Origin of the sequence: Paenibacillus sp. FSL M7-0802, from assembly GCF_038004945.1 — a bacterium.
In the GTDB taxonomy this organism is placed as follows: Bacteria; Bacillota; Bacilli; order Paenibacillales; family Paenibacillaceae; genus Paenibacillus; species Paenibacillus polymyxa_B.
In genome coordinates this window covers 764,930-787,918 of record NZ_JBBOSD010000001.1, presented here as the reverse complement: position 1 = coordinate 787,918, position 22,989 = coordinate 764,930, and the positions used below count along the sequence as shown (strand labels likewise).

The following is a 22,989-nucleotide window of genomic DNA, read 5'->3' as shown; positions in this document are numbered from 1 at the left end:
GTGTTTAGCTGATATAGGAAGCGGGAGGTTGGAGATGAGCAGGTATGAGACAAGACTTGAGGATTACCGTCGCAGAGAGCGCCCGTCTTATCGTGTATTTGAAGGATTACAGGAATTGGTGCGTAGCGTGGGGCAACTGCATAATAACTGGTTATATGTGAATGTGGATCAATGGGATCAGGACCCTGTTTACACACCGATTTATTATTGGGATGAGCATTGGCTAGAGGAATGTGCAGAGGAGGGTACAGCCGTAACCAACGAACAGGACGAGTATATTCCCAAGTGGGTGCCGGATCGTCAGGTTCAAACCTGGTTTGAGTTGGCGACCTTCGAAAGTATTGTAGGAGTCCTTAAGGCTGCTGGACAGCCAGTGACGCTTCAGATGGTGATTATGGCGGTAAAATACTATGACAAACGAGATGCCTATCTGGACTATGAAGAGGTGAAGGCAGTGACAGACCTGTGGTCTGTGCTGACAAAGGTGAGAAACCACCTTACATAATGAACAAAGCCTGTAGAACAAACAGGGCATACATACACTGGATGGGGGAAGCAAATGAGTTGGTTGAATCATGAAATGGCAGCAAAGTGGCGACAGGAAGGAAAAAGGTATGCCGCAGATGTGAATGAATTTATCAGAGTCGGCATGGAAAGTGAATGGCAGCAGGAGCAATCAGAGCCAAAGCAGGACGAACGCCCCAAGATGGCTAAAGATATTTTTCGTATGATTCAGGAGGCAAATCAGGCTGGTGAAATGGAGCAGTTACGTCGAGAAATTCCAGCCGCGTCTTGGCCGCTTACACCAGCGTTCGAGGAGGCTTTGCAAGCCGTTAGGCCGATAGCTTTTGTGAATGGAGGCAATGAAATCATTGTACATGCGGGCAATCCTCGGGAACGTGGGACGATCTATGTGACGGGAAAAGATGGAATCTTGCAAATCCCCGGACTGCATCGAGTAGGCTGTTCGCCGGACGGGACTTATTTTGCGTTGGTGGATGGACAGGGGATTCGTATTGTTCGTCAACCGGACCGAAATCTGCAAGGAGAAGAGACAGCACATTTTCAGTGGAAGGATATACAAGGACGCTTAAAAGCATCCATTCCTGATCTGGAGTGCTTGGGAGATGAGGATCATCCTGAGGATATATTAGATGAAGTGATTCCGTTTGGCGATGGACAGCGACTTCTGCTGGTTTGTGGTTACGGCGTTTATTTGCTGGCTGGTGATCAGGTGGATTTGATCCATCCTAAGGCGTCTGAACGAAGAGAACTAGAGCTGGAAGATACGATTGTGGATATGGTACATGGAGCTGTGTCGAGGGATGGACGCTGGATCGCATACGGCAGCCAGATGAGTGAGCATATGCTTATGGATCTGTCCGATAAGACGGTGCATACATTGGAGCCAAGTTCTAGTTATCCGCATTATGCTCTATTTTCCAAAGATGATCTGGACGTCTGGTACAATGCCTGTCATTTCTACAACGGTGCCACCATTCAAGTGTCGATTGCTGAGGTGGAGCAGGGTCTTGCTCAGAATAAGGAAGAATGGTCGATAATGAATGAAGAAATGCGAGTATACGCTGCAACAGCGCTGACACAAGGATCTATTTTGGGTGATGCCTACGGTTATCTCCGTCTGATTGACAGGAGGGGTCGTGAACTTTGGCGCTATTTTGTCGGCAGTACGTTATCCGGGCTGGCAGTTACACCTGATGAAGGTATGTTGGCGGTTGGAACGTATGGAGGTATGCTTCATTTGATTGATTTGCAGAGCGGCACGAAGGACGAATATAGCATTGGCACCGCGCCAATTCACGAGACAGCGCGTTGGGTGATCTGGCGGAACTATGAGCCATTGCGCTGGTAATACTAATATTCCGCAAATGGTGATAAAAGCAAGTTCTGATAAGCTGAACTTAAAAAGTGTAGTAGCACATGATTACAATGCTATTTTCAGATAGAGGCATTTGGCATTAACCCATGATGCAAAATGTGAATAGAGAGGAAAGAGGTGTGAGGACATGGACAAGAAAGCGGATATTCGTACATCCATGAAGGAACTATTTGCTCAGATGGATGAAGCCTTTTTTATGGATGTGGAAGAAAATGTACCGATTGAAATGCGTGATGGGAATGTCGACGAGGAGGGATGGATCAAATGGAAGCCTCTCCCTTCACAGATTACTGAACAAGAAGTTCGGGAGATGGAGGAAAAATACCATTTTGAGCTGCCGCCCCTGCTGAGGAGTTTTATCATGTCCTACCATTATGTATCTTTACAATTCGATAATGAATCCATTCCGGGAGTATACTGGAGCGATTGTACGTTTGTTGAGTTTCCACGTCTGCCTGTAGGTCAGGGCTTAAAGGCATTTTATGATTTGCTCGATCAATGGTCACCTCTGCTGTCAGCAGGCTACATTCCTTTTGCAATAGCAGAGGACGACCAGGGCCCCGTTTGTTTAAATGCAGGCAGCAGACATAAGGACGGCGATTATCCTATTGTTTGGTTCTTTCATGAGGACCTACAGCATTTGAATGAGGATGAGTTGCGGATCAGGAGTAATCTGCTTCCCCATGTACAGGGGTTGTTTCCATCTTCTGTCGAAATGTTTAACGTGATGTTTAAGCACATTAGACACTAGCGATTTCCTAAAATGTAATTTTACTGCTCAGCCAACCGAGATATTGACATAAAAAATGAGGAATGTTATAAAAAAGGTAGGCTAGCACTCGAATGATGGGAGTGCTAACAAAGTTGAATCGTTTGCATAGCTCATATCTGCTGGCCTTACATAGGTTCATATCTGAAAGGAGATATCCGAATGGAGAAAAAACAGTTTCAGGCTGAGTCCAAGCGTCTGCTAGAAATGATGATTAACTCGATTTACACGCAAAAGGAAATTTTCCTAAGAGAGCTGATCTCCAATGCAAGTGATGCGATTGACAAAATTTATTACAAAGCATTGACGGATGATCAACTGGTCTTTGACAAAGAAAATTATTATATCAAAGTAACGGCCGATAAGGATAATAGAACGCTAACCCTGCGTGATACCGGGATTGGTATGACCAAGGAAGAACTAGAAAATAACCTGGGTGTTATTGCTAAAAGCGGCTCACTGGCATTCAAAAATGAAAATGAATCCAAGGATGGTCATGATATCATCGGTCAATTCGGCGTCGGCTTCTATTCAGCTTTTATGGTAGCCGATGTGGTTACAGTGACTACCAAGGCTTTGGGAAGTGATACTGCTTATAAATGGGAATCCACAGGTGCAGACGGGTATACCATTGAAGCAGCTGAGAAGGACGAGGTCGGAACCGAGATTGTTCTGAAAATCAAAGCAAACACCGAAGATGAGTCCTACGACGAATATTTGGACGAGTATCGTTTAAAAGCACTGATTAAAAAATACTCCGACTTTATCCGCTATCCGATTAAAATGGATATTACAGGCAAGCGTCTGAAAGAGGGAAGCGACAACGAATTCGAGGATTACGAAGAAGAACAGCGTATCAACAGCATGGTTCCTATCTGGAGAAAAAACAAAAGCGAGCTGACCGACGAGGATTATCAAAATTTCTATGCGGAAAAACGCTATGGCTACGACAAGCCGCTCCAGCATATCCACGTCAGCGCGGACGGCGCGGTAGTGTACCAAGCTATTCTGTTTATTCCTGAAAATATCCCGTTTGATTTCTACTCCAAGGAATATGAAAAAGGGCTGGAGTTGTATGCCAACGGTGTGCTGATTATGGAAAAATCTCCTGACCTGCTGCCGGATTATTTTAGCTTTGTCAAAGGTATGGTTGACTCCGAAAGCCTGTCACTCAACATTTCCAGAGAAATGCTGCAGCATGACCGTCAGCTGAAGCTGATTGCCAAAAATATCGAAAGCAAAATCAAAGGCCAATTGCTGACCTTGCTCAAAAATGACCGGGAGAAGTATGATCAATTCTACAAATCATTTGGCAGACAATTGAAATTTGGTGTTTACAACGATTACGGCAGACATAAAGAAACTCTCCAGGATCTGCTTATGTTCTACTCTTCTACAGAGAAAAAGCAGGTTACCTTGGACGAATACGTATCACGTATGCCAGAGGATCAGAAGTATATTTATTATGCTTCCGGCGAGTCCAACGAGCGTATTGAAAAACTGCCGCAAACCGAAATGGTGGCCGATAAAGGCTACGAAATTCTGTACTTCACCGATGATATTGATGAGTTTTCTATTAAAATGCTCTTAAGCTACAAAGAGAAAGAATTCAAATCTGTATCGAGCGGCGATCTGGGCATTGAGCCTGACGAAAACGAGAAAGAAACAGAAGCAGAACAAAACGACAACAAAGAGCTGTTCGAGTACATGAAGGGCTTGCTGGAAGGCAAGGTATCCAGTGTTAAAGCCTCCAAGCGCTTGAAGACACATCCGGTATGTCTGTCCGCAGACGGCGAAGTGACGATTGAGATGGAGAAAATCTTAAACGCTATGCCTAATAACGCCGATGTCAAAGCGAATAAAGTGCTGGAAATCAACATAAACCATGCGGTGTTCAACTCTTTGAAAGAAGCTTTTGCCGAGGATAAGGAGAAAGTAAACCTCTATACGGCATTACTGTATAATCAGGCTTTGCTGATCGAAGGCTTGCCGCTGCAAGATCCGGTTGAATTCACGAATGATATTTGCAAAATCATGGTTTAAAAAGCTTTACTGTATAGAGCCGTTCCCATACTGGGGGCGGCTTTATTTATCATAAACGCTTCTTAAAGCTCCATAATAGGTCATATAGCGCTTACAGAAAAAGGGATGGGCCACACAATGCCGATCATACTCAATACAAAGGAGGGCGATTACATGAGTCTGGATCGAGCCAGCGAGGAACTCCAAAATTTAGACCGTTTAGAACGAAGTGAGCTTATACAGTTGGTGGAAAAAATCATCAGAGGTGAGGGAACAGAAGAGGAAATCGACAGTATGCTGACCATAGTGATGCAAAATACGCCCCATCCGGGGATCAGTAATTTAATCTACTGGGATGATCGTGATTTGAGTGCGGCAGAGATCGTAGATGAGGCATTACGCTATCAGCCCATTATTTTACCACCCCATGAATCTTCTTCATAGGATGCGGAGGGGTGGTCTTTTGTTTAGAAATAAGATAATATTAACTCTTTAGGGCTATGAGCATTATATTCAAAAAAACTTCCGTTAAATGCGTGCTGACTTCCCTGGTATGTATGGGGTAATATTTGTTTTCTGCTCACTTCACGAAGTTTTTATGCCTAATTTTGGGATTTGTAAAGTTTTTGTGACATGCTCCTGTGAATTTTGATACAGCAAATTGTCGTTTTTCTTGATTATTTGGTGGGATGTCTTTATAATCATTTTGTTTGCAAGAATGATTAGCGATTAGCGTATGGAATAAGGAGGTTATTTATTTTGGGAAAAGCATTGATTATTGGCGCCGGTGGCGTGGCCAGCGTTGTGGTGCATAAATGTTGCCAAAACCCAGATGTATTTGAAGAAATTTGTATCGCAAGCAGAACTGTTGAGAAATGCGATGCGCTTAAAGAGAAGCTGGGTGGAGGTCGTACGAAGATACAAACGGCTCAGCTTGATGCTGACAACACCGACATGGTCATTGACTTGATTCGAAGCTTTCAACCGGATGTAGTTATCAATGTGGCTCTCCCTTATCAGGATTTGACGATAATGGATGCTTGCCTTGAGACAGGTGTTCATTACGTTGATACGGCGAACTATGAACCGCCGGATACGCCGAAGTTTGAATACAGCTGGCAATGGGCCTACAAAGAAAGATTCGAAAAAGCAGGAATTACAGCTCTGCTGGGCAGCGGTTTTGATCCAGGCGTAACTGGAGTATTTACGGCTTATGCTCAAAAGCACTACTTTGATGAAATTCATACGATTGATATTGTGGATGCGAATGCAGGGGACCACGGATATCCTTTTGCAACTAATTTTAATCCGGAAATCAATATTCGTGAAATTACGGCGAAGGGCCGTTACTTTGAAAACGGAGAATGGATTGAAACTGAGCCACTTTCTGAGAAAAAGGTATACGACCTTCCTGAAATTGGACCGAAAAATATATATCTTTTGTACCATGAAGAACTGGAATCTCTTGCAGTGAATATTAAAGGCGTGAAAAAAATCCGCTTCTGGATGACGTTCTCGGACAATTATCTGAATCATCTGAATGTACTTCAAAACGTAGGCATGACTTCTATCGAGCCTATTGATTACGAAGGACAACAAATCATTCCACTGCAATTCCTAAAAGCTATTTTGCCAGACCCAGCTTCTCTGGGACCAAGAACAAAAGGCAAAACGAACATTGGTTGCATCATCCAAGGCGTGAAAGATGGAAAACCAAAAACGTATTATGTTTACAATGTTTGTGATCATGAGGAATGTTATGCAGAGGTTGGCTCCCAAGCCATTTCTTACACAACTGGTGTTCCTGCCATGATCGGCGCAATGCTTATCATCAAAGGTATCTGGAAAAAACCAGGCGTTTACAACGTTGAGGAATTTGATCCAGATCCATTTATGGAAGCACTAAATAAACACGGATTGCCATGGCAAGAGAACTTTACGCCAACGTTGCTTGATTGAGGTCTGCGATGAATATTGATATTACAGGACTTCCATCACCTTGTTATCTTGTTGACGAAAGACTTCTTGTCAAAAACCTTGAGGTTTTAAATTCCGTCCAAGAGCGGACAGGCTGCAGTATTTTGCTCGCTCTTAAGGGATTTTCGATGTTTTCGACCTTTCCTCTGGTTGGCAAATACTTAAAAGGCGTAACCTCCAGTTCGTTGTTCGAGGCACGACTTGGTCGCGAAAAAATGGACAAGGAGGTTCACGTATATGCACCTGCTTATGTTGACAGTGAATTTGATGAGCTATTGGAGTATGTTGACCATATTGTTTTCAACTCCTTTGATCAACTGAAACGCTACAAAAGTAGAGTGCAAGGCGTAACTTCCAAAAAAATTGACATCGGCATTCGGGTTAATCCGGAATATTCGGAAATCGAAACGCCGCTGTATGATCCTTGCTACAACAACTCCAGAATGGGTGTGACCCTGGCTAACTTTAGACCTGAGGATCTGGATGGCGTGGACGGTATTCATTTTCATACAATGTGTGAACAGAATTCAGATACGCTGGAGCGCACCATTAAAGTCGTGGATGAGAAATTCGGGCCATACATTAAGAATATGAAATGGCTCAATTTCGGCGGCGGTCACCATATTACCAGAGAAGACTATGATCTGGACACGCTGGTACGCTGTATTCAATATTTTCAGGATAAATATGGTGTGCAGGTTTATCTGGAGCCAGGCGAAGCTATTGCTTTGAATACCGGATATCTGGTGGCTACCGTATTGGATACGATGAAAAACGGAATGGATATTGCCATTCTGGATACTTCGGCTGAATGTCATATGCCTGATGTACTGGCTATGCCATATCGTCCGAATATCATTGATGCAGGCCAGCCTGGCGAGTATGCTTACACCTACAGACTTGGTGGACTTACGTGCTTGGCTGGAGATGTGATTGGTGACTATTCCTTTAAAGAGCCATTGAAGCCGGGAGACAAGCTTGTATTCTGCGACATGGCCCATTACACGATGGTCAAAAACCACATGTTCAACGGAGTCAACCTGCCAGCCATCGCCAGCTACAACGACGAAGAAGGCATCAAGGTAATCCGTCAGTTCTCCTACGAGGACTTTAGCTCACGTTTGTCGTAAGACAAGGGTAATGTGAAATAACAGAGTGTACCAATTGCATGATCTTAAAAAAGAGCCTAGCCCCTTAAAAAAGGGGCTAGGCTCTTGGTGTAGTTAGAGTTTTTTGATTTTTGTACGCGCCTTTTGTATGTATCCAACACAACAGCAGGCAGTAAATAATAATTTAACTATTTGGAAAGTTACATAAATTTATTTAGGCTACCTTATAACTTCAGTAGAGATTTTATAGTCGAATACCTTTCCTCCAGGTTGAAGTCCTGGTACATCGACAGCTAGGTAGTATTCCTTACCTTTTTCAAGATCAGCATTTAAAGAATATTGGGCGTTTTTTGAACGTTTAATTCGTTTACCATTACTATCGTAAAGAGTTAGTTCCATCCAAGAATCAGGGTATTGGTCGCCTTCAATTATAAACTGAACTTCGTTCGATCTAAAAACCTTAATTTTAAATACATCGTAGGCTTCCCAGTCTCCTTGAACCTCTTTACCAAGGGTACCGATGACAGCATCACCTATAAAAAAATAGTTAGCTTGTTCAAAACTATCATTTGGCTCCTGTTCATTATATTCAAGTACAGAGGTTAGAGTTGATTCCTTTGCTACTGGTACAGAATTTGCTTCTTCGGCTAAAGCGACACTGGCAGAAGTACTTAACATAAGTGTCAGGCCTAATGAAGTTAACAACATTTTTTTCATTGATAAACTTCCTTCCTTTTTTGTGATTTATATTCATTTATATGAATATATTAGTAATTACGCTCGAGTTTATTGTATATCATTAACCAGGGAATTGGAATAATAAAAAGGGATATTTATCAATAAAATAAATATAATAGAACATTTTGTTACGGAATTGCATTTCGCTTGTTTACAGGTTTTTTCTAGGGCTTCTGTTTAAAGGTTAGGTTTCTTGGAGGAAAATATATATGGTATACTCATTGGATTAGGAACAAACTTCGACATGAGTTGGGGAAATAAATTGTAACGATAGGCAGAGGTGAATTGCACATGTTCGATCCGACCGTTTTTGATAATTTAAAAGTGGCCATGGAAAATACAGTATACGATCTGGATAATTTGGATTCACGTATTGACATTACACAGCGGATCGACAGATTGGAAATGTCTGTGATGTCACGTGAATTTGCTGTCCAATTCAGACTGAGAGAACACCCGGGTGTGACAGCAGAGATTCAACTAAAGGCGGATTTAAACAACTTGGCTGCGGAAATTTTGGAAATCAAAGATCAAATTCCGGGATGTGTCTTGTTACTGAGTTTTTACATGGAAATTCGTGAGATTGAGTCACAATGCAGCCGGATTGAAAATATACTGGCCGAAATTTGGAAGCCCGATCTTAGACCGGTACAAACCCTTAGTCAGATTTACGGAGAGAAGACGTCTATATATCAAAACAGGATTGAACTCCGATTTTCCAGACAAATTAACGAAGATCAGATGGAAGACATTCCAGAGCTGTTGGAACACATATTGCTGACGCTTATGGAATTAAACAAGGTCTAAAGGGTTAGGGCCCTAATGTAAATGACATTAGTAGACCAACAAGTTAACGTTAGAGGAGTTGAAAGTATAAATGAATGAACTAGAATTCTCTCAAGTATATGCGATTATGGAGGCTTCTTTTCCTGAAACGGAATGCAGAACATCCGAGTCACAAAGGGCTCTGCTTCATCATCCATGTTATCGTTTACTTACCAAAAAGGACGAACAAGGGCAAATAATTGCTTTTTTGGCGGGATGGGAGTTTACAGATTTTCGGTTTGTAGAGCATATTGCCGTAGATTCGGCTATACGAGGTGGCGGGTTAGGTAAAGAGCTTATGAGCAAGTTTATTTCACAGTCCGGTAAACCGGTAGTACTGGAGGTTGAGCCACCAGTGGATGAATGGACTCGGAGAAGAATTGGTTTTTATGAACGCTTGGGGTTTCATCTGAACCATTTTGACTATGTACAGCCCCCTTTAAGAGAAGGACAGGCTGATCTGCGGCTTCAAATTATGAGCTATCCAGGTGCGCTGGCTGAACAGGATTTTGCTCCGTTTAAAGAGATTTTATATACCGAGGTCTATAGGTTAAATAAGAAGACTATATAGCTAAAGGTGTTTCATTATCGTTAATGTTTTGTCCATGCCATCACAAATTCTTTCTCGTCAGTTTCGGCATCAACAGATTCCGCTTGAATGGTAAATCCATTTTTGGTATAGAAGTTAAATGCTTTCGTGTTCGACTGGTATACTTTTAATTGAATCTCATCATGTTGCTTCTTGATCCAATCTAGTAGTAACTTGCCATAGCCTTTTCTTTGAGAATCAACACGTATAAACAGAGCCGCCAAGTATCCATCCAACATGGAAACAAAGCCGCCAATGCTATGATCATCTTGTATGATAACGTAGTTTTGAGCGAGGGGAAGGTACCTGTTTTCCATCTCGGTAACTTGTGATGCCCAATACTGCGGAGCAATAAAATGATGGGCTTCTATGGAAGCATCTAGCCAGATGGCTGCCAACTCGTTGAGCTCTTCCACATTTGCGGGTCTAATCGACATCGTATCTCCTCTTTTCACAGTGCAGTATGTAATCTTATAGATGATGTTGAAATAAAAAAGACCGTCCGAGGACGGTCTTTCTACCCGTGGCGCTTAATTAAAGCTTTGATCCGTATCCCGCGCCTCCGTCAACTCTGTAAATTAGAGAATAACGGACCGGGTAAGGGATACGCTCAACATGTGATTATTGATGTTGACGCACCTCCTTTCCTGATGGACCCATTTTACCATATCTGGTTTGTGATATCCAGTGATTTTCTTATATTTGCGGAAATGATTCATAGAAAATATAATATAAAAATAGCTTGATTTTATGTTCTATGGGAGATATAATCTGAATTACCGTGATTGAAAAACATCGGTGTGAATACATAATATGCGGTCGTGGCGGAATTGGCAGACGCGCACGGTTCAGGTCCGTGTGGGCTAACCCCCCGTGGAGGTTCGAGTCCTCTCGACCGCATCATAGCCTAACATTTACAGGTTCTTGGATTGGCTGGATGCCACCAAGAGCCTGTTTTTATATGGTTAAGATGCGTGTACCATTATAACTATTTTATTTATACTGAAATATATATTTAATATAGTCCTTTGCACTCTGATTAATGTCTTCGTCGCTTGCTTGAAACGAGGCTCCGAAGACAGCGAAATAGGGTAATGTTATCGCGCCAACATGCACTGCGCTTGCTTTAAAAGGTGCTATAACTTCATCTACAGTAAAAGAAACGGAACCAGTAGGTGAGTAATTTTCTTTTTTATCGCCAATGGACATGGCTATCCCTAGCTTCTTTCCTTTTAGCTTATCACCTTGTGAACCATAAGCCCATCCATGAGTAAAAACATCATCCATCCATTTTTTTAATAAAGGCGGGTAACTATACCAATATAAAGGGAATTGAAATATGATATTACTATGTGCTTCAAGTAACTTTTGCTCTTTCAAAACATCAATGCTCCAGTTTGGGTACTCTTTATAAATTTCGTGAATTGTAATTTCATTGGTATATTGAAGTAATTCTCGTTTCCATCTGTTATTTACTCTAGAATCTTCGATATGGGGATGAGCTAAAATCACAAGAGTTTTCATCATAAATCACCTTTCTTACGTAACATATTTGCCTTTGTAGATGCTCTATTATTATTCTGTATGCTTCAAAAAAAGTAAATACACACAATAAAGTAAGATAGTTACTTGAAAGTGTGCATTGGACTTAGAGTGAAGATACGCAATTATAAAATTAATTAGATAAACTTTGTTATTTTTAGCGTTGAAGAGGTGGTACTATGAAACAATATAATTTAGGCATAGAAGCAACACTTGAGATCATCGGAGGTAAATGGAAATCATTAATCATTTGTTTATTAATGTCTGGTAGAAAAAGGACAAGTGAATTACAGCGTAGTATTCCGGGCATTTCTCAAAAGGTTCTTATACAGCAACTTCGCGAACTTGAAAAGGATTGTATCATAGGTAGACATGTGTATAATCAAATGCCTCCAAAAGTGGAGTATTATATAACGGAATATGGAATTACAGCAAATGAAATTATTGACTTAATGTGTTCTTGGGGGAGGGCTAATATCAAAATAAGACAACAGCAAGGAGAAGATGTGAAATTGTTAGAAAATGATTCGAAATGAATAGTGGAGTAAAAAAGCGTTGTAGACTATGATGTTTACGACGGTTTTCTTCGCCTGCCTTCAAGTGCTAGGTTATATGTTGAGCCGCAAGCTGATTTGCTATATAGTTATGACTGGACAACCATTCCATCCATATTAAATGAATGCCAAAGTAGGGGGACCCTTGCAATGATTATTAAACCGAAAATTCGTGGTTTCATATGTACGACTGCACATCCTGCAGGATGCGCGGCTCATGTTAACCGTCAGATCAACTACATCAAAGATAGCACATCAATACAAGGAGCTAAAAAGGTACTTGTGATCGGAGCATCTACTGGATACGGGCTGGCTTCTCGTATTGCTGCGAGCTTCGGTCTGGGAGCGGACACCATAGGGGTATCCTATGAACGTCCTGCATCAGAGGGGCGCACGGCTTCAGCAGGCTGGTATAATACGGTAGCCTTTGAAAGAGCGGCCAGAGCAGCTGGCTACATAGCAGAAAGCATTAATGGAGATGCTTTTTCTCATGAAATTAAGCAGGCGACGTTGAAGCTGGTAAAGGAAAAGCTGGGCAAGGTAGACCTGATTGTATATAGTGTCGCTTCACCGCGACGGACACATCCCGAAACGGGTGAGACCTTTAATTCCGTTCTCAAGCCTATCGGACAGTCTTTTTCTAATAAAACAGTAAATACCAATACAGGGGTCGTATCAGAAATTACGCTAGAACCGGCTACGCAGGAGGAAATTGAGAACACCATCACGGTAATGGGTGGCGAAGATTGGTCCTTGTGGCTAAAAGCGTTGGAAGAAGCTGATCTGCTGGCTGAAGGGGTAACCACACTGGCTTACTCGTATATTGGTCCCGAAATTACAGAGGCTATCTATCGTAAAGGAACCATTGGCCAAGCTAAAAATGATTTGGAAGCTACAGCACATTCTCTAACAAAGCAACTGGAACGTTATCATGGAAAAGCCTATGTTTCTGTGAATAAAGCTTTGGTTACACAATCCAGTTCGGCTATTCCAGTCGTACCTTTGTATATTTCTTTGCTGTTTAAGGTCATGAAAGAAAAGGGACTGCACGAGGGATGTATTGAGCAGGCACAACGTCTGTTCGAGACGCTATATAGTGGGTCCACTGTGGAAACGGATGAAGCAGGACGCATCCGTCTGGATAACTGGGAAATGAGAGACGATGTGCAGCAGGCTGTCAAAGCAGCTTGGTCCGAAATCACTACAGAAAATGTATCTGAATTGGGCGATCTCGAACAATACCGTCTGGATTTCCTCCAATTATTTGGATTCGGGTTTGATGAAATTGATTATGAATTAGATGTTAATCCAGAGGTTGATACAACTTTATAAGTGAATATTTGTAAAACAAAAACGGGTACTCTCAAGCGATGCAATTGCTTAAGAGACCCGTTTTTTATGTATACTGTCAAAAAAACAAGTTCACTAACAGCATGCATTTATCGAGAATTAGACGTGGAAAGTGACTTACGGTGCAGTAAGCGAAAAACGACAATGGTTATGATAATCCCCGCAACGCCAAAGACTGCAACAGAAGTTAGGGCCCGATAAGCTTGCCAGCCGAACAAAAAAGCAATACCACTGCCAAACGTTGTACCTGCCAGTAACCCAAGTGCACAGGCAATATCCGTTCCAAATTTCATAAACATGTTCCTTTCGAATATATAAATTAAAAAGTAACTTGTACTTTTTCTCTGGACTTGGACACACACTTGTGCGTACAATTAAATAGTAATCGTTTTCAAACGGAATCTATTAATCATTATGGATCATTCTTGTGCAAATTATTCCTTTTCAGGAGGCTGATGAAACGAATATGAATGAACAGATCAAGCTGTGGAACGAAGAGGCGCAGGCTAGTAACGCTGACCATCCTCACCGAAAGGTTGAATTGTGTATCGAGGTACGGGATGGAGCACTGGAGTCTGTTGTTCCTTATTTGAACCAACTGGATTATCGTCATGTAACTTTGGTAGAAGATGAGCATACTTCGGCGGCGGCAGGAAAAAAAGTGGCTGAGCTGATCCGTGATGCAGGTTTGACCGTTGATGTAGTTCGCTTACCTCCGAATGCTGTAGGGGATGTCATTGCTGATGAAACCTACATTATGAAAGTGCTGCTGGGTGTGGCGGATAAGAGTCAGGCTGTACTTGCTGTAGGCTCCGGCACGATTCATGATCTGGTTCGCTTCGTATGTTATAAAATGAATCGTCCGTTCTTGTCAGTACCGACGGCTGCTTCGGTGGATGGTTTTACCTCCGCAGGCGCACCACTAATTGTGGACGGCAGCAAGCAGACATTCCAAGCAGTTCCGCCAGAGGCGATCTTTGCTGATTTGTCCGTGCTGGCAAATGCGCCACAGACGATGACTGCGGCCGGTTTTGGCGATATGCTCGGTAAGTTCACCTCACTAGCGGACTGGCATGTTTCCAGAGATTTGGGAAACGAGCCATATTCACCTGTGGCTAATCGCATTACTGAGGAGGCTCTGCGTGACTGTGTAGAGCATGTCGACGAGATTGCGGCAGGTAGCAAGGCTGGGGTCGAGGTATTGATGAATGCGCTGATTGCATCCGGTATTTCGATGCTGATGATAGATCATTCCCGTCCAGCGTCAGGGGGAGAGCACCATATTTCCCACCGAATTGAAATGGATTTTATCGCAGAGGGACGCAAGCAAGTTTTGCATGGTGCCAAAGTGGGCGTAGCATCCGCATTGCTGTCTGACCTGTACAGGGATTTAGCAGCCAGTCAGGATGTAGAGGCATTTAAGGTGTATCGGGAATTGCCTACGTCGGAGCAGATGCGCGCATGGCTGGCTCAGGTCGGAGGCCCATCTACCATTGCCGAGCTCGGGGTTACGGAGGAACAGCTCGCTCGTGCATTGCGCACGGCTCATACCTTGCGTGATCGCTATACTGGACTTAAGTATATGAATGAACATCAATTGCTTCGTTCGTAATGTGCAACATCTACACAAATTGTCCTTAGATATTCGGCCAGTTATGTGTGGCAAGGAAGGGATAAGTGAATGGGTTTACACCTCCGGCAGCAATACGACGATATCCTGCTCCTGTAACATTTGTATGTACAAATGAACGGTATGCTATAATCGTGGAATATGAACAGGTACACGATATTGCAAGTACGGAGGAAATTATGGCGCCCAAATATATACAAGTTAAACAAGAAATTTTGTCCTGGATTCATTCATCTAAACTGGAACCACAAAGCCAGCTTCCATCTGAGCATGAAATGTCTGAACAATTTGCCGTTAGTCGGCAAACGGTGCGTCAGGCGCTGGGTGAGCTGGTGCAGGAAGGATGGCTGTTTCGGATGCAGGGCAAGGGAACCTTTGTCGAGACACGGGACAGCAAGCAGCCCGAAGATCCAAAGACGATTGGAGTCGTTACAACCTATATATCGGATTATATTTTCCCATCCATTGTACAGGGAATTGAATCCAAATTGAGTCGCCAGGGATACAAGATGCTGCTGTCAAGCACAGGTAATGACCCTGAGCAAGAAAGTCAGTGCCTAGAAATGCTGTTAAGTCAACCGCTGAGCGGAATTATTATTGAACCGACCAAAAGTGGAGAGCGTAACCCCAATCTGAACTATTATTTAACCGTGGAAAATCGCCAAATCCCTTATTTGATGATCAATGCGCGTTATGAGGAAATGGATGCGCCATGTCTGCGAGTAGATGATGAAAAGGGTGGTTTTTTGGCGGCCGAGCATCTGATTAAGCTGGGACACCGACGCTTGGCCGGATTTTTCAAAACCGATGATATGCAAGGAATTCTTCGTATGAAAGGATTTGTGGCTGCTCACCGCAAATATGGAGTGACATTACACCCGAACGCAGTAACGACTTACCGGACAGAAGAAAAAAATGAGATTCCGCTACAACGTGCGTCGAGGCTGCTGGCGATGGAGGCGGGAGAGCGTCCTACTGGATGGGTGACCTATAATGATGAGTTGGCTGTTCGACTCCTGGATATTGTACGTTCGGCGGGCCTGAACATTCCCAATGATCTATCGCTGGTTGGGTTTGATGATTCATTTTTGGCGACAGCAACGGAAATCAAGCTAACGACAATTCGACATCCAAAGGAAGAATTGGGGTTACGTGCTGCCGATACCATGCTGTCGATGATTGAAGAGAAGGGGTACCATGAAGAAGATCGTCAGTTAATTCTACCGCCTGAGCTCATCGTTCGTGAATCTACGGGGCCTGTTCAGGTAATGCCTGGAGAAAACTAGGCAGGGAGATCAGTCTTAACATGTAAGGACAAGTTAGTAAGTGTACAGCTTCAACGCTTAATATTTGATGGGCATGTTACTCGCCATACCGAACAGTCTGTTTTCTGGATTGCAGAAATAGACTGTTTTTGCTATGTTTTTTCTGAAAATGAGTACATAAATCTATCGAGAAAATACATAAAAAAGACTAGCTAAGTTGTACGTACAAGCATATAATGAAAGCGGAACCAAGGATAAAGGGTCGTTAAGACCTTCCTGTAATTTTCCATTTGAAGTTAGTTTCAGTCACCTCCTCCATTGCAGATTTCAGAAATGATAGTAAAAGGTGTGTTTTATACATATTAGAACAATTGAAAAAGGAAGTATGGGAGGCCAATTTGGCTCTTCCAAGGAGTGGCCTATGAAGAACTGAAAGCGGAGCAACTGGTTGTACTGATTCTACAAGGCGATATTGTCGAGGTTGACCTTCGGCCTTCGTCAGATACGCCTACACATCATCTGGCACTATACCGTTCTTTCGTTCGGAATCCAGAATTCACCTTAGTGGATCTGGCGCTGCTGGGTAAGCATTTTCTGCGCAAGCATGGGGCGAACGCTTATGATGGTCAACGATAAAGGAGGAGGCACACAAATGAGCAAGTATACAATTGGTGTCGATTATGGAACGGAGTCTGGCCGTGCGGTCATTGTTGACCTGTCTGACGGAGCTGAAATTGCTACACATGTAACACTTTACCGTCATGGAGTTATTGATGAAGTATTGCCTGGTAGCAGACGCAAGTTGGATATGGATTGGGCGCTGGAACATCCGGCTGATTATATTGAAGTGCTGACTATTTCTATACCTGCCGTTATGAAGGAGACTGGCATTTCTCCAGACGATATCATCGGGATCGGAATTGATTTTACAGCATGCACGATGCTGCCGATCGACGCGCAAGGACAACCGTTGTGCTTTGACGAGAACCTAAAAGATAACCCGCATAGTTGGGTGAAACTGTGGAAGCATCATGCAGCACAGGATGAAGCGGACCGTTTAAATGCCATTGCCTCGCAGCGAGGAGAGGCCTTTCTGCCCCGCTATGGAGGGAAAATTTCTTCCGAATGGATGATCGCAAAAATTTGGCAAATTCTGAACGAGGCACCGGACATTTATAATCAAACAGACCGCTTTGTAGAAGCGACCGACTGGGTAATTTCCCAGCTCAGCGGGGAACTGAAACGTAATCAGTGTACAGCTGGCTACAAGTCTATTTACCATCATCGCGATGGTTATCCGGATCGTGAATTTTTCAGAGCGCTCGATCCGCGTCTAGATAATTTGACGGATACGAAGCTGCGCGGTGAGATTTATGAATTGGGTGCCCGTGCGGGTGGATTAACAGAGGAGATGGCTGCAAAACTCGGACTGAACCCGGGAACGGCAGTAGCGGTAGGCAATGTGGATGCTCATGCGGCTGTTCCGGCAGTAGGCGTCGTCACACCAGGCAAGCTGGTGATGGCGATGGGAACTTCCATTTGCCATATGCTCCTCGGTGAGGAAGAAAAAGAAGTAGAAGGTATGTGTGGCGTTGTAGAGAACGGAATTATTCCGGGCTATTACGGGTATGAGGCTGGACAATCGGCGGTAGGAGACATTTTCGCATGGTTTGTGGAACATGCTGTTCCGGGCGAAGTGAAGGAGCAGGCAGCTGCGGAAGGTGTGAACGTCCATGTATGGCTGGAGCGTAAAGCGGCTGAATATAAACCGGGCGAAACCGGATTGCTGGCACTCGACTGGTGGAACGGTAACCGTTCTTTGTTGGTTGACACCAACCTGACGGGGCTGATTGTCGGATATACGTTGCTGACGAAGCCAGAGGAAGTGTATCGTACATTGCTGGAAGCAACTGCGTTCGGAACACGTAAAATTATCGATGCATTCCATCATAACGGCGTGCCAGTAGACGTATTGTATACGTGCGGTGGATTGCCGCAGAAAAATCGTCTTTTGATGCAAATTTATGCTGACGTAACCGGACGGGAAATTAAGGTCGCTGCTTCTACCCAAACTCCTGCGTTGGGTGCAGCCATGTTCGCAGCAGTGGCTGCGGGAGCTGAAGCTGGAGGGTACGACGATATCGTCGTAGCAGCGCGTCATATGGCGCGTGTACGGGACGAGAGCTTCAAGCCGATCCCTGAGAACGCGGCCGTGTATGATAAGCTGTACGAGGAATACAGCCGTCTTCACGACTACTTTGGACGTGGAGGCAATCCGATGATGAAAAAGCTAAAGTCCATCAAGGAAGAAGCCAAACGTTCAACTGAAACGGCAAGCATTCATTCTTAAAAAGCTGACAAAATATAAGCAAGAAGTATTTAAAGGTCTGTTATCTAAAAAGCACAGTGCGCCGAGGAATCGGCAGACTGTGCTTTTTTGCATTTTTATATTCTGTGAATTACATGATGTGAAAGTCTCAGCGGATGAAAGATGGTAATGCGTTCCTTTCAAAGACTTTCATGAAAATTACAACTATTTCTCTTTTACGGACATTTTTACTTTTTCAGCATGGCATCAGCAAACAAAATGGATTTTGGAATACGGAAAAACTGTTCCGCCTGATCCTGGAAGGTTTGCGAAGGAACGGTACCCTGATGCAACCATTTCCGAAATGTACCGGGGTGAACACCAATCCAATGACTCACATCGGTCACCGAAATATCATGTACCATGCATAGACCCGCCAAGATCCGATTTTTAACCGGAGAACGAGTCACAGTCCGTTTCATAAAACGGGACGGCGCTGGTTGACAGATGAGTGGTGAACGCCGGACAACCTCTTCATTAAATAGAATATGGTGCGGATAACCAAGTGTATTACACGTCTTTTCCAGATTAGTGTTGCCGGGAATGCGACCTTCATATACCCACGCACTGACACTACGGGAGGAAATGGAAAGCTCCTCGGCAAGTTGGGACAGTTTAATGTCATTAGCCATCAAAACGGCAAGCAAAACGCGATTGCGCACTTGACAGCGTGTTGGTTTACGAAAACGTTTGACACGCACACCTTTTCCCAAATATTTGCGATTGATCAGAGACCACGCCTGAATGGAATGTTTATCTTGTTGTTTAGGCATATACCCTCCGATTTTTTTTAACCACATACTACTATACCCGAAGGGGGGTTTGCAAGTGACTCCTCTCCTGATTTTCTTTTAATCCCATGGGCTTAACCGGTTTATGGAAAATAAGGTCCATTTGGCCTATAAAAATGGAAGTTTAAGGTGTCGATATATTAAAATGTGACATTATTAATGGAAATGGAGGTAATATGTTCTTCTCTTACGATTGTAAGGATGTACAGAGAGAAAAGTGGGTTTTTGCAGCCCAACATGCAATTTTTTTGACGAGAGAAAGGGAGGTTATACAGTTAGATGATTTGTAAAAAGGTAATGGTATGGTTTCTGACGGCACTTTTGGCAACGAACACTTTGCTGTGCTTGCCTAGTGTGGCAGGAGCGGAAAAACAAGATTTAAAGGACGGAATGCAACTGGACCAAGCAGATTTGGTACAGAAGGAACAGGAGATCACTAATGAAACAGTTTCTTTTGATCCGCCAACTTCTGTAACAAACAGCGTTTATAATGCACTCATGATGAGCTTGGCGGCAACGGTGGAGTATACGTCAATCGTTATCGAACCTGGGGAAACCTATGAATTCGAGAATACAGATACGATCAGTAAGTCCATATATAGCAACGCTTCTCAATCAAAAGGCATTTTGTACGATAGTGTAAGTTACAAAGAGGACGGAGACATTAGCACTGTCCATATGGACTATGGCATTAGCCCCATTGGTGTTCCTGGGGGAGGCACAGCGTTTATTACGAATACAGGAACAGCAGCATTAACCGTAAAAGTAACGGACGTCTTCACCTACAGTACATCGGAGGACCCGGCACTAGAGCGAGTTACGGTCTCTAAAAATGAAAGCTATCGGATTGTGAATGAAGGATGGACTGCCCGTTCGATTCAGCATGATGGGTCAAATGCGGACAATCGCCGTTTTGATTACGCAAAATACAAGGCAGACGGAACTTTATCCGCATCTGATCTCAATAGCATTGCTCATCCCTCTTTGGGTGATGGCGAGGAACTGATTATTACAGGTTCCACTGCCAATGCGGTGACCTTCGGATTTCCATACGGCAAATACAGTATAGAAAGCACCGGCGAGCCGGCTTATGCGCGGGTTACCCTAAATCAGGGGGAAAGCTACCAATTTATCAATGTGGGAACCCGATTGGATACGGTGGAAAGTGACGGTACATCTAAAGATAAACTTGACTATGTTGTTTATCTGGCAAACGGAACAGAGGCTTCACGCGGCAGTGGCACTACGGCGAAGCCGCAGATTGCTGTGGACAGATACGCGGTAATTACCCAGGTCACTGCCAATCCGGTTACATACGGGGCTCCATATCGCAATTTTATTGCTCGTCCTGTGGGTGGTGATGCAATCAGCCGTGTGGAGCTTGAGGTGGGCAAGAGCTACATTTTCCACAATAATGGTACGCTAATGAATCCGATCTACAATAACTCCAAAAAGGTAGGAAGCTTGTTCGACTATGCTATTTACAAGCCGGATGGAACGGTAAATTCCTCTGGTTTTAACAGCCAGTCTGGTCCCATGATCCCGCCTTCGGGATATGCCATTGTGACTGTGATCGGTCCGAGTCCTATTATCTTTGACTATACAGATGATTTTTCCTGGGAAACGAGTAGCCATCCTGCTTTCTTGCGGGTAACACTTTCGAAAGGTGAAAGTTATGCTTTTACCAATATTAGTGATCATTTGAGGAATCTGCACAGCACTGCCAGTACCGTTAAAGGAAAATATGATGTGGTTCTGTACAAAGCAGATGGTACAGAGCAATCCAGGCGCAATACCGGGAACTCAACCTTTTTGGTTGGTGCAGGTAAAAAGGCCAGTGTGACGGTAACCAGTGACACGCCAATCACGTTTGGTGGTATCTATCGGAGCTTTAAGGCCAGTGAAGATGATAATGGTATCGGGCAAACGACGCTGGAGCCAGGGGATTCGTACATTTTCCGCAATCATGATAGCAAATCGAATTCATTGCGGCATGACAAAAGTAGTGGAAGTGCACGCTTTGATTCGGCAAGCTATCGAGGGCTTCGTTTACTGACATCAGATCATTTCAACAATACAGTGGACCCAGAGATTGTTGCAGGCGGTGAAGCCATTGTCACCAATGTATCCGATCGGCCAATCACCTTTAGTTACAGCAGTAAGGTAGAGGCTATGCTTAACGCACAGGCAGCCTTCCATCGAATTACATTGAAACGCGGTGAAAGCCGGAAATTTATCAATGTAAGCACTTTGGACAAGGCTCTGGATGTCATTTCAGTCAGCAATATGAAGTGGAATTACATGAATTACAAGGCAGACGGTACGGTGTACAGTCAGGCCAGTGATACGACTCAATTGCCGTTGGTACAGGCTGGTGGATATGCCATTGTAACGACGGTTTCGGATGTGCCAGTGACTTATGGAGCTGTGTTAGGAATATTCGACGTTGAGGATGCTCAGGTGCCGACAGGCAATCAAGTCACTGTCAAGCAGGGAGAAAGCTATGTATTCCATAATACTGGTTCACAGGCTTCCTCATTAACGACAGATGCTTCAAACGAAAGCCGCCTCTACGACTATGCCATATATGAAGAAGGTAGCGGTGTAAATTCCAAGGTGGATAGAGCAGGTATGGATGCTTCTCTACCTGAAATCTCACTTGGAGCCGGAGATACGCTCGTTGTGACTGTCACTTCGCCGCAAGCCGTGACCTTTCATTTCAAGAATGAAATTAAAGCGGAGCCAAGCACAGAACCGGCGTTGTTAAAAACGTCTTTGTCTGGCGGCAACCAGGAGATATGGATCAATCGCGGAAGTCAGGAGGCCCCTATCGTGACGAATGCGAAGGCGGCTGGTGGAACGTATCAATATACCGTTACGGATCAGGCTGGAAAAGTGATTCGTGAACATAAAGAGGCGATAGATAATCAACAGCAAGTGCCAGCTAATGCAAATATTCATCTTGCCGTAGCTGCAGCTGCTCCTGCTGTTAACTTTGGAGCGCCTTATCGTGTGTTTGCCGTAAAAAATAACGATGACAGCAAGCTGGACGAGCTAATTGAGCTCATAGATAAAGAAGCTGACTTTACGGCAGGCCAACAAGGGAAATATCGGTTTACACCCAAAGAAGACGGGATTTACCGTTTTGCTGTGAAGGAGAAATCCAACTTTGCTGCGCAGAAACCCATTGTAAGCTTGTTTACGGACCCTGATTTTAGTAACCAGCTTGTCTCTTCAACAGAGCAAGCACAAATATATGGTTGGGATTACACGGTCTTAGAGTATGAGATGAAGGCAGGCCAAACGATTTATGTGAAGTTGACAGAAACCAATAGCGGCGCATTACAAACCGTAATTAAGGCAGCACATATGGCGCTTGGTAAGGATACTTCATATGAATATGGAAAAGGGAACCGAATGAATAAAGTTATTTTGTTCACCGGTGATCAAATTCAACTGGATTATGACTTAAACGGAAACGTCATTAGACGGACGAAGAAGGTATTTCCTTTTACAGATTAAAAGGATGTCTTTGCTTCGAAAAAACATAACAGATAGTT

General features: G+C 43.7%; 20 protein-coding genes, 1 tRNA gene and 1 pseudogene. 17 read left to right on the top strand and 5 right to left on the bottom strand.

Translation table 11 applies throughout. The features are described from left to right. The first annotated feature begins 34 nt into the window (after positions 1-34). The 7 genes from MHB54_RS03945 to nspC all read left to right on the top strand — a co-directional run bounded on the left by MHB54_RS03945 (position 35) and on the right by nspC (position 7,798). Complete coding sequence (locus MHB54_RS03945) at positions 35-505, top strand: DUF7716 domain-containing protein (RefSeq protein WP_068940227.1); 471 nt, start codon at positions 35-37, stop codon at positions 503-505. Between the two features lie 54 nt (positions 506-559). Then, a complete protein-coding gene (locus MHB54_RS03940) occupies positions 560-1,873 on the top strand; it encodes a PQQ-binding-like beta-propeller repeat protein (RefSeq protein ID WP_068940229.1) in 1,314 nt (437 codons plus the stop codon). Between the two features lie 154 nt (positions 1,874-2,027). After that, positions 2,028-2,651 carry an SMI1/KNR4 family protein gene (locus MHB54_RS03935; RefSeq protein ID WP_053325132.1) on the top strand — a complete coding sequence of 208 codons (624 nt, stop codon included), beginning with the start codon at positions 2,028-2,030 and terminating at the stop codon, positions 2,649-2,651. Positions 2,652-2,831: 180 nt separating this feature from the next. After that, entirely contained in the window at positions 2,832-4,712 is a 1,881-nt protein-coding gene (gene htpG / locus MHB54_RS03930; protein ID WP_053325133.1) for a molecular chaperone HtpG, read from the top strand. 153 nt (positions 4,713-4,865) lie between these two features. Further along, complete coding sequence (locus MHB54_RS03925; RefSeq protein WP_053325134.1) at positions 4,866-5,135, top strand: bacteriocin immunity protein; 270 nt, start codon at positions 4,866-4,868, stop codon at positions 5,133-5,135. 315 nt (positions 5,136-5,450) lie between these two features. Then, the gene (locus MHB54_RS03920; RefSeq protein ID WP_013309649.1) at positions 5,451-6,650 is read left to right on the top strand and encodes a saccharopine dehydrogenase family protein; all 1,200 of its coding nucleotides are present in this window, start codon (positions 5,451-5,453) and stop codon (positions 6,648-6,650) included. 8 nt (positions 6,651-6,658) lie between these two features. Continuing rightward, positions 6,659-7,798: a carboxynorspermidine decarboxylase gene (gene nspC, locus MHB54_RS03915; RefSeq protein ID WP_023987969.1), complete on the top strand. Its 1,140-nt coding sequence runs from the start codon at positions 6,659-6,661 to the stop codon at positions 7,796-7,798. Positions 7,799-7,996: 198 nt separating this feature from the next. Here nspC and MHB54_RS03910 read toward each other — a convergent pair whose 3' ends face one another. Further along, positions 7,997-8,494: a hypothetical protein gene (locus MHB54_RS03910; protein WP_264453935.1), complete on the bottom strand. Its 498-nt coding sequence runs from the start codon at positions 8,492-8,494 to the stop codon at positions 7,997-7,999. A 312-nt stretch (positions 8,495-8,806) separates the two neighbouring features. On the opposite strand from MHB54_RS03910, the gene MHB54_RS03905 reads away from it, so the two are divergent. After that, a complete protein-coding gene (locus MHB54_RS03905; RefSeq protein ID WP_023987971.1) occupies positions 8,807-9,322 on the top strand; it encodes a hypothetical protein in 516 nt (171 codons plus the stop codon). A gap of 70 nt (positions 9,323-9,392) precedes the next feature. Beyond that, positions 9,393-9,911, top strand: a complete 519-nt coding sequence (locus MHB54_RS03900; RefSeq protein WP_023987972.1) for a GNAT family N-acetyltransferase — start codon at positions 9,393-9,395, stop codon at positions 9,909-9,911. Between the two features lie 20 nt (positions 9,912-9,931). On the opposite strand, the gene MHB54_RS03895 is transcribed toward MHB54_RS03900, so the two are convergent. Continuing rightward, complete coding sequence (locus MHB54_RS03895) at positions 9,932-10,366, bottom strand: N-acetyltransferase (RefSeq protein ID WP_034095009.1); 435 nt, start codon at positions 10,364-10,366, stop codon at positions 9,932-9,934. A 378-nt stretch (positions 10,367-10,744) separates the two neighbouring features. Between MHB54_RS03895 and MHB54_RS03890 the strand changes: the two genes are divergently transcribed. Then, positions 10,745-10,829, top strand: a tRNA-Leu gene (locus tag MHB54_RS03890). Between the two features lie 93 nt (positions 10,830-10,922). Here MHB54_RS03890 and MHB54_RS03885 read toward each other — a convergent pair. After that, positions 10,923-11,453, bottom strand: coding sequence for an NAD(P)H-dependent oxidoreductase (locus MHB54_RS03885; RefSeq protein ID WP_053325138.1), 531 nt, complete (start codon positions 11,451-11,453; stop codon positions 10,923-10,925). Positions 11,454-11,650: 197 nt separating this feature from the next. On the opposite strand from MHB54_RS03885, the gene MHB54_RS03880 reads away from it, so the two are divergent. Further along, a complete protein-coding gene (locus tag MHB54_RS03880) occupies positions 11,651-12,007 on the top strand; it encodes a winged helix-turn-helix transcriptional regulator (RefSeq protein ID WP_264453934.1) in 357 nt (118 codons plus the stop codon). Between the two features lie 168 nt (positions 12,008-12,175). Then, positions 12,176-13,357 carry an enoyl-ACP reductase FabV gene (gene fabV / locus MHB54_RS03875; protein ID WP_264453933.1) on the top strand — a complete coding sequence of 394 codons (1,182 nt, stop codon included), beginning with the start codon at positions 12,176-12,178 and terminating at the stop codon, positions 13,355-13,357. 107 nt (positions 13,358-13,464) lie between these two features. Here fabV and MHB54_RS03870 read toward each other — a convergent pair whose 3' ends face one another. Then, positions 13,465-13,668, bottom strand: a complete 204-nt coding sequence (locus tag MHB54_RS03870) for a hypothetical protein (RefSeq protein ID WP_028542853.1) — start codon at positions 13,666-13,668, stop codon at positions 13,465-13,467. A 173-nt stretch (positions 13,669-13,841) separates the two neighbouring features. On the opposite strand from MHB54_RS03870, the gene MHB54_RS03865 reads away from it, so the two are divergent. From MHB54_RS03865 to MHB54_RS03850, 4 genes and pseudogenes are all read left to right on the top strand, one after another. Continuing rightward, positions 13,842-14,987, top strand: coding sequence for a sn-glycerol-1-phosphate dehydrogenase (locus tag MHB54_RS03865; protein WP_264453932.1), 1,146 nt, complete (start codon positions 13,842-13,844; stop codon positions 14,985-14,987). Between the two features lie 197 nt (positions 14,988-15,184). After that, positions 15,185-16,291, top strand: coding sequence for a GntR family transcriptional regulator (locus MHB54_RS03860; RefSeq protein ID WP_264454844.1), 1,107 nt, complete (start codon positions 15,185-15,187; stop codon positions 16,289-16,291). A 338-nt stretch (positions 16,292-16,629) separates the two neighbouring features. Further along, positions 16,630-16,810 (top strand): annotated as a pseudogene (locus MHB54_RS03855) (class II aldolase/adducin family protein); the annotation flags it as partial. A gap of 112 nt (positions 16,811-16,922) precedes the next feature. Further along, positions 16,923-18,620: a ribulokinase gene (locus MHB54_RS03850; protein ID WP_053325142.1), complete on the top strand. Its 1,698-nt coding sequence runs from the start codon at positions 16,923-16,925 to the stop codon at positions 18,618-18,620. 206 nt (positions 18,621-18,826) lie between these two features. Here MHB54_RS03850 and MHB54_RS03845 read toward each other — a convergent pair whose 3' ends face one another. After that, entirely contained in the window at positions 18,827-19,411 is a 585-nt protein-coding gene (locus MHB54_RS03845) for a helix-turn-helix domain-containing protein (protein ID WP_007429779.1), read from the bottom strand. 297 nt (positions 19,412-19,708) lie between these two features. On the opposite strand from MHB54_RS03845, the gene MHB54_RS03840 reads away from it, so the two are divergent. After that, positions 19,709-22,951 carry a hypothetical protein gene (locus MHB54_RS03840; RefSeq protein WP_264453931.1) on the top strand — a complete coding sequence of 1,081 codons (3,243 nt, stop codon included), beginning with the start codon at positions 19,709-19,711 and terminating at the stop codon, positions 22,949-22,951. Positions 22,952-22,989: the final 38 nt, after the last annotated feature.